The sequence below is a fragment of the Microcystis aeruginosa NIES-843 genome (assembly GCF_000010625.1).
In the GTDB taxonomy this organism is placed as follows: Bacteria; Cyanobacteriota; Cyanobacteriia; order Cyanobacteriales; family Microcystaceae; genus Microcystis; species Microcystis aeruginosa.
Window position 1 is genome coordinate 3978198 of sequence record NC_010296.1, and the last position, 13690, is coordinate 3991887.

General features: G+C 41.1%; 10 protein-coding genes and 4 pseudogenes. 3 read left to right on the plus strand and 11 right to left on the minus strand.

The features are described 5' to 3' along the window. Position 1: 1 nt before the first annotated feature. Both MAE_RS18735 and MAE_RS18740 read right to left on the minus strand, forming a co-directional pair. On the minus strand, positions 2-970 hold the full coding sequence (locus MAE_RS18735; protein ID WP_004162818.1) for a cysteine synthase A: 969 nt from the start codon (positions 968-970) through the stop codon (positions 2-4). 24 nt (positions 971-994) lie between these two features. Next, positions 995-1195 (minus strand): annotated as a pseudogene (locus MAE_RS18740) (PhoH family protein); the annotation flags it as partial. Positions 1196-1361: 166 nt separating this feature from the next. Here MAE_RS18740 and MAE_RS18745 point away from each other — a divergent pair. Continuing rightward, positions 1362-2282: a hypothetical protein gene (locus tag MAE_RS18745; protein WP_041804216.1), complete on the plus strand. Its 921-nt coding sequence runs from the start codon at positions 1362-1364 to the stop codon at positions 2280-2282. Between the two features lie 272 nt (positions 2283-2554). Here the strand turns inward: MAE_RS18745 and MAE_RS18750 are convergent, their stop codons facing one another. From MAE_RS18750 to MAE_RS18785, 7 genes and pseudogenes are all read right to left on the minus strand, one after another. Continuing rightward, on the minus strand, positions 2555-3352 hold the full coding sequence (locus tag MAE_RS18750; protein WP_012266970.1) for a formylglycine-generating enzyme family protein: 798 nt from the start codon (positions 3350-3352) through the stop codon (positions 2555-2557). A gap of 204 nt (positions 3353-3556) precedes the next feature. Next, positions 3557-4042: a DUF3368 domain-containing protein gene (locus MAE_RS18755; protein WP_012266971.1), complete on the minus strand. Its 486-nt coding sequence runs from the start codon at positions 4040-4042 to the stop codon at positions 3557-3559. Beyond that, on the minus strand, positions 4035-4286 hold the full coding sequence (locus MAE_RS18760; protein ID WP_002739985.1) for a UPF0175 family protein: 252 nt from the start codon (positions 4284-4286) through the stop codon (positions 4035-4037). Before MAE_RS18760 ends, MAE_RS18755 begins: the two co-directional genes overlap by 8 nt. Before the next feature lie 371 nt (positions 4287-4657). Next, on the minus strand, positions 4658-7543 hold the full coding sequence (locus MAE_RS18770) for a formylglycine-generating enzyme family protein (RefSeq protein WP_012266972.1): 2886 nt from the start codon (positions 7541-7543) through the stop codon (positions 4658-4660). Beyond that, entirely contained in the window at positions 7540-8499 is a 960-nt protein-coding gene (locus MAE_RS18775; protein WP_002740289.1) for an AAA family ATPase, read from the minus strand. Before MAE_RS18775 ends, MAE_RS18770 begins: the two co-directional genes overlap by 4 nt. Before the next feature lie 6 nt (positions 8500-8505). Then, positions 8506-8730: pseudogene (locus MAE_RS18780) on the minus strand (hypothetical protein); the annotation flags it as partial. A gap of 132 nt (positions 8731-8862) precedes the next feature. Beyond that, a pseudogene (locus tag MAE_RS18785) lies at positions 8863-10202 on the minus strand (hypothetical protein); the annotation flags it as partial. A 158-nt stretch (positions 10203-10360) separates the two neighbouring features. Here MAE_RS18785 and MAE_RS30320 point away from each other — a divergent pair. Both MAE_RS30320 and MAE_RS18790 read left to right on the plus strand, forming a co-directional pair. After that, a complete protein-coding gene (locus MAE_RS30320) occupies positions 10361-10543 on the plus strand; it encodes a hypothetical protein (RefSeq protein WP_012266975.1) in 183 nt (60 codons plus the stop codon). 63 nt (positions 10544-10606) lie between these two features. Then, entirely contained in the window at positions 10607-11722 is a 1116-nt protein-coding gene (locus MAE_RS18790; protein WP_041804217.1) for a fatty acid desaturase, read from the plus strand. Positions 11723-11865: 143 nt separating this feature from the next. Here MAE_RS18790 and MAE_RS36160 read toward each other — a convergent pair. Together MAE_RS36160 and MAE_RS18805 are read right to left on the minus strand one after the other, a co-directional pair. Further along, positions 11866-13104, minus strand: a pseudogene (locus tag MAE_RS36160) (RNA-guided endonuclease InsQ/TnpB family protein). Further along, complete coding sequence (locus tag MAE_RS18805; RefSeq protein ID WP_012266977.1) at positions 13076-13669, minus strand: IS607 family transposase; 594 nt, start codon at positions 13667-13669, stop codon at positions 13076-13078. The pseudogene MAE_RS36160 and the gene MAE_RS18805 overlap by 29 nt, the downstream one beginning before the upstream one ends. Positions 13670-13690: the final 21 nt, after the last annotated feature.

Sequence of the window (13690 nt, forward strand, 5' to 3'; positions counted from 1 at the left end):
ATTAAGCCAATCCTTTCTCAGCCAACCATTGAGGATTATATAAACGAGATTGATAACGGGACCCACCATCACAAAGAACAGTAACGATGGTGTGGCCCGGTCCCATTTGTTTAGCCAAAGCCACGGCAGCACCGACATTAATACCCACAGAACCCCCCATAAATAAACCATCTTTTTGTAATAGTTGATAAACAACTTTAATGGCAGTGGGATCATCAATTTGAATGGCATCATCTATGGGTGCGCCTTCCATATTAGCCGTAATACGACTATTACCAATCCCTTCGGTAATTGAACTACCTTCCAGGGTAATTGTCCCGGTTTTCACATAACTATATAAACCGCTACCCATCGGATCCGCCACCAGGCAGCGCACCTGCGGATTTTGGTCTTTTAAAAACATCGCCACCCCCGCGTAGGTTCCCCCGGTTCCTGTGGCAGCCACCCAAGCATCAATTTTACCGTCGGTTTGTTCCCAGATTTCCCGGCCGGTGGTTTCGTAGTGAGCGCGACGATTAGCCAGATTATCGAATTGATTGGCCCAGATAGCATTTTCCATCTCACTGGCCAATCTCCCCGATAATTTAACGTAATTATTGGCATCTCGGTAGGGAACGGCGGGAACAGTACGCACTTCTGCGCCAAGGGTTCTCAATAGGTCGATTTTCTCTTGGGATTGGGTATCGGGAATGATAATCAGGCATTTATAACCTTTAGCATTGCAGATATGGGCCAAACCGATGCCAGTATTGCCGGCGGTTCCTTCGACAACGGTTCCCCCCGGTTGGAGAGTACCGGCTTTTTCCGCTTCTTGAATAATATATAAAGCGGCCCGATCCTTGACCGAACCACCGGGGTTAAGAAATTCGGCCTTACCGAGAATCTCGCAGCCGGTTTCCTCGCTAAAACTATTGAGACGAATTAGGGGAGTATTACCCACCGCATCGACGAAACCATGTTTAATATCCATAATCTGTTATTTTTCGTGCTGTTCCTAGGCTGAGACGATTTTTTGTACCAAGGGATGACGCACCACATCGGCCCGCGATAGGTAAGAAAAAGCGATCCCTTCTACTGATTTTAGGATTTTTTGAGCGGCAATTAACCCCGATTCTTGTTGTTGCGGTAAATCGGTTTGGGTGACATCTCCAGTTACTACCATGCGCGAACCGAATCCCAAGGGAGTTAAGACCATCAATGCGATCGCACTTTCTCCACTGGGGAATTGAATCGTTGGCCAAATTCTACCACTTTAGCAAAATTGTTGTCTTAGCTGGAAATATTGATTAAATTGGAAGTTTTTTAGCTGTGATTCGTTACCTAACCTAATATAGTGGTGGCATTCTGTAAGGAGTCCCACCGTGACTAACAATTCCATCGAGCCTTTAACTATTGGAAATACCATTAATACTGCCTTCCGTCTTTATCGTGATCGCTTCCCAACTTATGTATTCTTTGCTGTCCGCGCCTGTTTGTGGTCGCTTCTTCCCTTAGTTTTGCAATTAATTCTCAGTCAATTACTTTATCAAACAATTACCCCCGAAGAAGGCAGCGATATCGGTTTACGTTTATTTCTTTTCCCAGTACAAATTTTCTCGGCCGCTAAGTATCTTTTCAATAGTGCGGTTATCTCACGATTAGCTTTTCAAGACATCATTTATCAGCCGGAAACTGCCGGACAAGCGGAAAAAAAAGTTAAGCCGAAAATGTGGCGCTTGTGGTGGATGCAGGTTTTGCTTGGTTTGTTGGGAGCGGCAATAATCTTGGCGATAACGCTGTCTCTGGCGCTAGTAAGTTTGATCCCCATCCTTGGTGTATTGCTTATTTTACTGGCTTCTTTCTGTCTTCCTGTTTTCTTCCTTTGGTTATCTGCTCGCATTTGCATTGCCGAATTGCCCTTAGTAATTGAAGATAATTTAGGCAGTTGGCAAGCAATCAAGAGAGGTTGGCATTTAACTAAAAACTCGGCTTGGAGAATTGTGGGAGTGATATTTATTGCCAGTTTATTAATTATTCCAGTTTATATTCTGTCAGTAGCTTTGGCTTCAATTCCCTTTTGGGTTAATTTTTCCTCTTTTTATAGTAGTTTGGAATCGGTAGAGGACTGGCAAACGCTCACGGAAAATCCTCTTTTTTTACAACAAATGGCGATGTTTTCCTATGGTCTGACTACTATTTTCTTACTTCTGAGTACTTTATTAGTTCCTTTTTGGCAATCTCTCAAAAGTGTGATCTATAATCATCTTTTAGACCAGAAAAAAAATGATGGGGGAGAATACTAATAACTGAGCCGCTGTTGATGTAAACTAAGACGCATTTAAACCGCTTATTCTTAGATTAGTTGAACTTCCCCCAATCCCTTTACTGTTGCCTCTTGTCTCGTCTCAACAAGCAATTTATCCTAAATCCGTTGAGTAACCCACAGAAAACGGGTTTCTCGGAGAAACCCGTTTTCTACTCATGATAATTCTCTCAATCCTTTTATAGTACATATATAGTACATCTGCTCAAAAAAAATCGAAAAAGGGTAAAAAGAGAAAAAAGAGAAAAAGGGTTACAAAGTCCTCCCAGCACCGCACACCACCCGAAAACCGCAGGTGTTGAGGCTGACGGGGCGGAGGTCGTAGCTGCGGCAAGCGGAACGGCAGCCATCTGGATCGCTGTACCAAGAACCGCCCCGCAGAGCTTTATCTGCCTGATTTTGCTGTTTTTTGCTCTTTTTTATCTCCTCATAATTTTCGCGCCAATCATCTTGACACCACTCCCAGACATTTCCGGGCATATCATATAAACCAAAGTCGTTGGCGTAGAATTGCCCAACAGGGGTGGTTTTTTGGAGATTGCCATTATAGTTGGCTAAATCTGGGGTAAGAATTTCCCCAAAGTGATAGGGGGGGTAGGTTTCTCCTTTGTGGAGATTTAAGGGTTTGGTTTGCGCTCGACAAGCGTACTCCCACTCAGCTTCCGTTGGGAGCCTATATTTTCTTTTACTTAATTTAGAGAGCCTTTGGCAAAATTCGACGGCATCTAACCAAGATACATTTTCAACGGGGTTTGTGCTGCCTTTAAACTCCGATGGCTCTGGTTTTAAATCTTGCTCTACTTTTAAATCTTCTCTTTGGGCAATATATAACCATTGAGCTTGGGTAATGGGATAAATACCCATCAAGAAGTTTTTCAGGGTGACGTTGTGTTGCGGCTTTTCACTTGTATTACCACTTTCTTGTTCTGAAGAACCCATTGTAAAGGTTCCCGATGGTATTTTGACTAATTCTATTTCTAGGTCATCGGTGAGTTTTTCTCTATAGATTAAAAGACGTTTTTGGGTCTTTTGGATGATTATTGTAGGCATAAGTAGGGTTGGCTGAATAAATGTGAAATATAGACGAGGTAAGGGTTTTAGTGTCCTGTATCGGCCCGCGTCCCGTAGGGGCGAAGCATTCGGGTAATAACCTATCGGTGAAACCGTAGATTTTCTATCCGAATGCTTCGCCCGTACTTTTTCAGCAAGCCCTAAGTAAGTAATTATAATTAAATTAAAAATTGATTTTATACTCTATCCTTCACCAGCTAATTTTAACACAGAAGTACGAGTAGTGGCATCTAAGCGAAACTTCAGCAATTCTAGTTGATTAAGAATTGGCTCAATACGGTGTAGATAACCATTTTGTTTAGCCTTTAATAATATTCCCATTGTACCAGTGAGTTTTATTCCTAATAAATTTGCATATCGTCTCGCCAAGCCATCATCAAGTAAAGCGAGAAAATCGGTAATTTCTATTGCTAAAGCTAATACTTCTTTTTCTCCTTTTCCTAAATCAGTGACAAGGGGTAAAAGAGAAACTGATTTTGCTTGTTGAATAATTATCCAACTTAAGGAGGTTATATCAGGTAAAGAGATTCCAGAAGCTTTTCCAACGGCTAACTCTTGAGCTACTGAAAAAGGAATAATTATCTGTCCGTAAAAGTTCGGTAGTAAGTCAAGTAAGTTAGTCTGATAGAGGTATTGAATCGGTGATGTATCGGCAATGACGTTAGGCATTAGCCAGATCCTCGATTAATTCTGCTTCCTTGAGTCGGAAGGTATCAACTCCATAGTCTGCAAGTTTAGAGAGAAAAACAACTCGCGGAATACCTGCTAAGTTGGCAGCAGTGCCAGAGGAAAGTTTTCCCAATTCATAAAGTTTAATGGCAGCAAGAAGAGAGATTTCCTGTGCTAGTTGTTCTGGAGTGAGATGTAAAGCGAGAGCGGTTTCATCGGGTAGGGAAAGAGTGATTTGGTACATGATGAATACTAGGATTAATTGATTGTAGGGTTGATTCTAGGGTTGATAGGGTTGATTGTAGGGTTGATAGGTTTGATTCTAGGTTTGATTGTAGGGTTGATTCTAGGTTTGATTGTAGGGTTGATTCTAGGTTTGATTGTAGGGTTGATTCTAGGTTTGATTGTAGGGTTGATAGGTTTGATTGTAGGGTTGATTCTAGGTTTGATTGTAGGGTTGATTCATGAATCAACCCTACCTTGATAAGGGGAAAACCTAAAACCCGTCTTCAATTTAATTATAACCAGCTACTGATCAGCCAACCTCATATAGTACATTTGTTCAAAAAATCGAAAAAGAGAAAAAGGGTAAAAAGGAAAAAAAGAGAAAAAGGGTTACAAAGTCCTCCCAGCACCGCACACCACCCGAAAACCGTCGATGTCGATGTCGTCGCGGCGGAGGCTGATGTTGCGGTAAGCGGAACGGCAGAGATCCGGATTGCTGTACCAAGAACCGCCCCGCCGAGCTTTATATGCCTGATTTTGCTGTTTTTTGCTCTTTTTTTGCCAAGGACTACCATCCCTAGGTGCGCCTTGATAATTATTCCAGAAGTCATCCTGACACGACTCCCAGACATTTCCGTGCATATCATACAAACCAAAACCATTGGGGGGAAATTGCCCCACGGGGGTGGTTTCCTCGCGATATTCTCCTGCTGGTTCCCTAGCAAAGCGTTGCGTACCATTGTAGTTAGCTAAATTTGAGGTGAGGGTTGCTCCGAAGTGGAAGGGAGTGGTGGTTCCAGCACGACAAGCATACTCCCATTCCGCCTCACTGGGTAGCCGATACTGTTTCTTGGTCATTTTAGAGAGCCTTTGGCAAAATTCTACGGCATCTAACCAAGATACATTTTCAACGGGGTTTGTGCTGCCTTTAAACCGCGATGGCTCTGGGTTTAAATCTCGCTCTACTTTTAAATCTTCCCTTTGGGCAATATATAACCATTGAGCTTGGGTAATCGGAGTTTGACTTAGGTAAAACGGGGCGATTTTTACTAAATGTCTGGGGGATTCTGGTTGGAACCAATCCCTATTGTATTTTTTCACTAGCCGCGCTATTTCCTCCGCTTCGGTTCCCATCCAAAACTCCCCCGAAGGAATATAGAGCATTTTTAAGCTGGGGGGATTTTCTTTAAAGTAGAAGGCTCTCACGGGTTCTTTAGCGGTAATTTGTCCCGTCTCATCCACAAAAACGGTTTCAGACTTGAACAGGGTTAGGTTAAATTTCTCGGTGATGATTTCTTCTTCTGTGTTATCCAAGACTTCCCTAAACTGGACTGGGATTGTCTCGGCGGTTATTTCTTCGCTTGCCAAAATTTTAAGCTGCTCAGGGGTTAAACGAAGGCGCTGATACAGTTCCCCATCTTCTACGCTGAAATCCTTAAGTCTATCCTTGAGCAGTTGAAACAATATTTCCTCTCCTCCCGTAAGCTCTTTTACCTTAGCTATGGTTACGGTTTTATATTTCCTCAGCCACTTTTCCTCAACCGGTGGGGGTGGAGGTGAGTCAACCATAGATTGCAGCTTTTGGCTAATTTCTTGGTACTTTGCTTCCCCTAGCTTTTGGAAAACCTTAGCAGATACCTTGGCAAAGGCGCGAACTAGATTAGCTGCTTCTTTGCCGAGGAGAACTTGGGGATTGGTAAGAATAAGACCAAAAAAGGTGGTGGTACTCAGGTTGAGTTTTTGGGCGATGTATTCCGAGAGGACAAAAATTACCTCTAAGGCGCGGCTATTCCCTAGTTCAGTGAGCAGAAGCTCTCTGTCCTCATCATCCAATTCAAAATCTAGGCTGTTGGGGGGAGTATGAAAGTTAAATTTACCTCCTTTGTCCCACTTCACTGGTTCCCCTCCTAGATAGACTTTGAGAAAACCGCTAAGGATGACTTCTGCTATGTTTAGGGGGTTAGAGGCGCTTAAAAGTTTGCTTTGGATAAGACGGATGATGGGAAGATTTACCGGGGCTGCGGCTAATTTTTTCAGTAACTCCCAAGCTAGAGGTGAGGCGGTACTGGCGAATAGTTCTAGAGCTTGCTTCCTAGACATCTCCGGAGAAATAGTTGCGGGTATTTCTCTGTTTTGGGGAGATTTTTCTAGTAGTACCCCCGCACAGGTGGCGTTGCTGTCACCACTGAGAACAAGCGCCCAAGCTTTTAAGGATGAAGGGGTTAGGGAGATGGTGGGTAGGGGAAAGTAGGTTTTTTGGATTGTTTCTCTGAGAATATGTTGATTTTCCTCTTCCTTCTCAATTTGTAGCAGCAGGGGGATAGAGGTAAATCTCCAGTTTTGTGAAGGTTTCCGGGGGGTTTGGTTGACTAGGGAGACGAACCAACCTCGACTAAGGGCGGTTCTTTCCCACATTGCTTCCGGGAAGGGAGAAAGCAGGGTGACGATTTGGTGTTTTCCCCAGTCCTGAAGAGCTTGGTTATAGCGTCCTTGATACCAGTCTGGGGAAGTACAATCACTGTAGAAGAGGATAAGTCTTTCGCCGCGAGGATGGATGAGATCTTTTGGGTGAATTGAGCAAGTATCGTTAGAGTAGGTACGGATGGCTAAATTTTGCCTGTCTTCGTCCCATCCTATGCGGTAGAGTTTGACATCCCGAAAGGCCCCGATTTGTTCTAGCCAATCGCGGATTTCCCCGGCCATTTCTTTCCAAAAGACCATGGAGGCCCATTCTTCAATCAGTAAAACTACCTCTAGGGAACGGACTTTTTTGGCTTGGTAAACGGGTATTAGGGCTAAACTGCCATCTTTCTTGCCGATGCTATACTCGGCCGATTTCTGTACGGTGCTGTTTAGGTTTATTTGTCTTTGGGTGGCTGAGTCTATCTTTTGGATGAGGGGACGCACTGCCCGCCCTAATTTTAGGGTTTCTCGCCAGAATTTGGCACTGGGGAGGCTAATGGGTAGGGTATCTGCGCCTATCTTCTCCGGCTGTTTTTGTGCTTCTGTCTCGCGTATTAAGGGAACTTCATCGGATGGGGCCGCTGGCTCTTGGGTTTCGTTTTTACTCTCCTGGGGGGGGTTTTTAGCGGGAGGGGTTTCTTCCTTTTCTTCCCTAGGCTCTGGAGGGGGTTGGGGTTTTCCTTCCTCTTCTTGGGTGAGAACATACCACCATAAACTATCAGCTATCTGGTAACTGTCTAGGTCCCATCCCCTGCCCTTGACAAAGGTGATAAATTTATCAATCAGTTCTGGTGTGGGAAGGGTTTGGGTCATGTATTGCCTGTGTCGGTGAGATAGGTAAATAGTAGGTCGGTAAGGGACTTTAATTCTGCACCCGTGGGTTTATTTTCGCCCATGCTCATAAAGACGGCGTTTAAAAGCTGGTCCGTTGCTAGTTCCCCTTTTTCTCGTTTTTTAACATATTCTGCGATCGCGTCTTCTATTTTTTTACTTTCTGGACTGGCCTCTTTATAATCAAAATGGCTTTTTACTATCTTTTTTAGTTCCTCTGGGGTGGGGTCGGGAATTTCTAAGAGCAGACATCTACGTTTAAAGGGTAGGGGAAAATCCCTCTCGCCGTTGCTCGTCATAATCACTATGGGGAACTGTTGGCAGCTTACCTTACCTTGGGGGATGGATTCCCATTCACCGTCATGGGTTTGTACTGGTATTGGTTGGTTTTCGGTATCTTTAGCGAGTCGGGAAAGTTCGGTGATTTCAAATCTTCCCTCTTCAAAAAGGTTTAAGAGGTCGTTGGGTAAGTCGATGTCACTTTTATCTATCTCATCGATAAGCAGTACCCGGGGATAATTTCTCGGACAGAGGGCTGTCCCCAAGGGACCCAAGCGGATATACTGCCCTATGTCTTTTTTTTCTTCTAATTGGTAATCTTGCAAACGTGCGATCGCGTCGTAGTAGTATAATCCCTCTTGTAGGGTGGTGCGGGTATTAATTGGCCAGACTAATACTTCTTTTAAGTCTAATTCGTAGGCGATTGCGTAGGCTAGGGAGGTTTTCCCTGTACCCGGTTTCCCTGTGACTAAAATAGGCCGGCGTAGGTGAATGGCTGCGTTTACGGTTTCGATGGTTTTAGGGTTAACTATGAGTTGTTTTCCCCGCTCCTCGGATTTGTTGGTGGCGAAGCTTCGCCAAGGTGGGATTTCTGGCCAAGTAATCTTATCCCTTGAGCGTTTTTGATGATTGCCTTGAAAGATTTTCCATGAACTCATAGTTAGTTAACCTAGGTGCTGAGATGTTAAGTAGTGGAAGGGGGGCATCCGATTAGGGTCTTCTAAAAAGCATAATAGATGATGTCCTAGATGTTCTGGTTCATCTTCTAAATTATCTGGTGATTGTCGCCTCACCTCTTGAACTCTTGTGGACAATTGATTGATTTGAATACCCTGTAAGAGTGTATTAATTTCTGTTCTGTGAATTGCTTCCTGAGCATGACAGCGCGACGGGAGCATCTCACTTACGCGATAAGTAATTATACTTAGCCTAAAAGCCACTCTTAATCGTGTCTTGGAACGAAATAGAGGCTTTTAAAGACTGCGTACATGGAGAATTAAAACAAGAATTACCCTCGAAAAGCCTATTTTTCCACTAAGTATTTATGCTCATTGCAAAGGTGAGATGCTCCCCAGCGCGACCCAACGGCTAAAGGTATGCCATATTTTAAGCTTCTTTTAAAGAATTGCTCTAAATCCTCTTGAGTTGAAGCGCAAAGATTGCTCCATAGAGTTGTTTCTTGGCACAAATAGGACTCGCTGTTATTAACTGTTTGTGTATCTATAGAATTTGTCGTTAATCTCTCCCATCTACTTTTCCAATTTTTATAAACTGGTTGATTCCGATATCTATTCTCCAATCTCATAAGAGAGCGAACATTAACAAAATATACTCTCTTAAGTTGAGTTAGGCTATCAAAGTAATTGTATTCCCAAGATTCAAAGTTAGTATATAGTAGCTTACCATCGGTGAAAAATTCAATATTTAAGTTTGCACCTCCTCGCTCATGACAATCTTCAATAATTTTTGTTAAAATGTTCGTTATATCTTTTTGAGTATAAACATCTTTGCTAACGCTACTATCTACAGGAAGAGGTATATAATTATTTCCTTGACTTTGAGATGTATTTAACTGTAGAAAACACGCAGCAAATTTATATTCAGGGGAAGTATTTGCTTGACTTTTACTCTCCTCTATTTTGATAATTAGATAGTTGTTAATATTTTCTCGATTGTTAGGTTTTGGATCAATTTCTGTTATCTCTGCTGTCCAAGCATTGTAATCTGTGTCAGTAATATTTAATAGTTTCTTTAACTCCTGTATTGTTTGTTCAATGTATGAGCGATTGTAGCTATTAATTCTGCTATCTTGAGTAAGTCTAAAAAGTATTCTTAATAAATCTTTATCATCTGGAAGATTTATGATTTTATCGATGATTTCTTCAAAATTAGCATTGTCATTATCTAGCAAGTACGACTTTATGATCAGATTCAGTTCTGCTTGTTGTTGTCCAGACAATTTATTTTTAAGTTCTGTAAATATATCAATTTTTGTCTTGCTTTTAACAAAACTATTTTCTACAGAGATACCCTTGTTATCGATAGCATTCCAATGCTCAATTAATGTAATAAAATTGGTCTTTTGAACTTTTATAGGCGTTTTCATAGCTTCTGTGAGAGCTTTAGAAATCAAGGGAAATAATTTTTTATTTGCTTCTTTCCTAAGATTTTCTGAATTTAAGTAATTTTTCTCTGCTATCTCATCATAAGTTAAATCTTGACGAAATCCATTTACTAAGATTTTTTGTATATCAGATAATCCCTTATTATCTACTTTTATAACTAACTGCATTACAATGCCCAAAAAATCTGATTCATTCAGATCACTTGGTTTTTTAGACTTAGATTTTCTATCTCCCATTTGTACTTGTGGTTCTCCTTTTAAGAATACAATTCACAAAATGCTACTTTTAGCTACTTAATGATACTTTGGCAAATTGACTACTAAATGCTACAAAAACTACCTCGACAATTAAAAGGGCTAGAAATAAGCTAAAAGTGTAGTCTAATTCAGAGCTTATGTACATCTCAAACTACCAGATTAAATCACTAACCCAGAGGCTAACAAATCGCTTGGGGTATATACCCAAAGAAGCTTGGGTAATTAATCTCGCCATCGAGATAGAAATCTCTCCAAAGCCGTTTTTTAGTGATGGGCAATTAGTCCAGCACTACCGAGAAATCGAACAACTGCACAGCTAATAAAACCGCCTGAATTTGGTTATTTAACCATTTTCAGGACAGTACAACTTATTTTCTACTGTCATGATACTCAAAAAACCCACCCCAACACAAGCATCGGCTTTAAGGGATAATCCACGCCTAGGGATGCTCCAACTCAGCGATAATCGTCTCGTACAAGCTTTCTTTGACTGGCTAACAGGCTACTACCTTACCCCCCCTCTCTGGAAAAGCACGCCCTCCTTAGAGCTAATCTATGGCATACTCCAGTATATAGGCGGATTAGCGATCGCTCTTAGCCACTGGCAATTAATACCCCTAGGATGGGTGCTATCCGTAGCTGGAGCGGCTCAATTGCAGGAAATAGCCCACTTTTGCGCCCATAATGCTTTTTTCCCTCAATATCCCACTTATAACCATCTTTTAGGTTGTTTACTTACCTTAATTACCGGGAAAAAGCCCTTTCCATTGTTCAAAAAAGATCACCTATTAATTCACCACCCGCCGAAAAACCTAGCTACCATGAATGACAAGGGGAATACCCCCTACCTAGTAGAAGATTTAGGTTTTGAATTTGCCCAAGAAGAGGCCTTCTATTGGCAAAATTTGGGCAAGTTATTACTCTCTCCCAAGTTTTACGGAGAAACCTTCCTTGCTCGTCTGACTAATCTCCTTAAAGCCCCCATTAACTACCAAATAGCTACCCTGATTGTGCTTTTCTTGGCCTCTGTTTGTGCGGGTTTAACCCATTCTTGTTTAATCTGCTTACTCTGGGCGGTATTTACCCAACTCGGAACCTATGCGGCCGCACTCTTGCAACAGCTACCGGAGCATAATTGGGCCTATGAAGCCGATGAGAATGAGGGAGCTAAATCTCAGGTAATTGGTAAATCTTTTGCCCTATATTTGGGTGCTTATCCTCCGCGCTCAAATCACTGGTTAGAGTGGTTAAAATGGTACATAGAATTAGTAGGAGCAGTCTTTATTCGGCTGACCATCCTTCCAGTTAGCCTAGGGGCGCACTGTGTTCACCATGCTACACCAAACGATCACAACTGGGCTAATCAACTATACACCCTAAGAGCTTTTCAGACTGGCTCGGTGAAAGGATGGCAGCGTTATCAATTCCTTGAGGTTTGGGGATACCGAAACGCTTTAAACTACGTCTTTGTCGGTTTTAGTTTAAGGGGAAAAAGCTAAATTAAACTCGGTGTGCAACTATATTTTTAGTCTTGATTTACAACAAGGCTTTCAGAAATCAGCAGAGATAAAGTATCCTCTGGAACCCTGATTCTGTCGTTTTTAGTTGCACATCGCGTTAAATTAACCTAATTCTATAGTTACTAATTCTGTACGCAAATATTGCATCTAGAATTAGCTTTGTACGCTTTGACCCGTACTGGGTTAACTACGAACCTCTCTATCGGATTCCCGCTAAAGGCGGCCTCTCCGACTACCTTTCTTCCAATATTTAAGGAACCATTAATATCTGCTCCATAGAAATAACCCGACGAGCTTCTGAATAGTCCTCTTTTAATTCTCTTGCCTAAATAGCTTTTTTGCTTTTGAATAGACTCTAAGTCCAAGAAACTACATTTAGAGGTATAGCTTTCATTAGTTGTTTTGACCTCTATTCCTACTAAATTTGCTTTATAGGTAAGTTGTTCGATCAACCTTGAATGAGGAATATTTACGAATGACTGGTTATTTCTATCTCCAATATTAATGTTTTGTTTCCAGCCTTGATTATGACCAATAACTAAAAGGTTAATTTGATGAGCTAGTAATTTATCAATAATATATTTACTAGCGGTGTGGAGGTAATAATCCACCTGGCAATTACGCTTTAAAGTTAAACCTTGTATTCTTTTACTGGTCTTCTGTAGACTGGGTAATTCCGATTTGAGTTTAGCTAGTGTCTTGTTGTACTTTTGATTGCAGGATTTTAAGGCTTTTCCACATACTAAAGTTGGCTGAAATTCGGGAATATTAGAGGTAACAGCAGCTAGGTTATTTAAGCCTAAATCGATAAAAGCATATCTTTCTCCCTCTTGACTTGATGAGGATGGTTGTTCATAGACAATCTCTAAACAATAAGCACCCAATTTAGGAATAATCCTGACCTCTAAGACTTTCTTTAAATTAGTTTTAAATTCTCAATTAGTCCCTGATAGCTTGATTAAACCTTGCTTCAACGCTTTTTGAGAAATGGCTTGATAGTTATAAGTTAAAACGTTTCTACCTTTTTCCTTGTCTTTGTATCTTGGCAACTTAGGCTCTCCTGTAAATTTATCTGGCGATTTTTTGGATTGTTCTTTCGCTTTTTGGTAGGATTTAAAGGTTTTTTCTACTTGCTTTAATACTAACTGACTTACTTTGGCGGGTAAGGCTTGATAATCTGGACTCATTTTTAAGGCATGATGTAACTCAGTCATTGTTAAAAATGGTTGATGTGAAAAGAAAACTTGACGGTTTAAATAAACAGCACAATTATACAGATTCTTCGATAAAAATCCTAATTTATCAATTACTGAATAATTTTTGTGATTAAATTTAATTAGATGTTTTTGAACTAATTTCATCATTCTCCTCAAGGCATTTAATTAAACATTCTGTCTTTCTATTTCGTTGTCTTAATGAGTATAATCGAGCGCAAAATGAGGTAATTATGCTCACGAAGTCTTGCCTTAAATCGTCTTTTCTTTCTTCTGCTAGATTAACGACCTCTATATCTCTATTTGTTTGAGTTAAAAGAACTTTCAGATAATTAAACCCTACTCTGCTTAAACGATCTTTATGTTCTACGACAATCAAATTATAATCAGTTTGTTCTAGAAGTTTTAATAATAGCTTTCGATGATCATTGACTCCACTTCCTACTTCTTTAACTACTCGAACAATTTGATAGCCTTTCGCAATACAATAAGCTTCCAATCTTTTTGCCTGAGTCTCTAAGTCAGATTTATTTTCTGAACTAGAAACTCGCGCATAAATAGCTACTTTATTTTCACCGCAAGAACGGTCATCTTCAAAAATAATAATTGTTCCTGTAGGAAGACGTTCTCCTTGTAACTGCCCTCGATTCCACATTCTCCAAGCAGTGTCATAACTGATCCCTTTTTTCTTAGCATAATCTGATAGTTTCATGTGAACTGCAATGTAAACTTG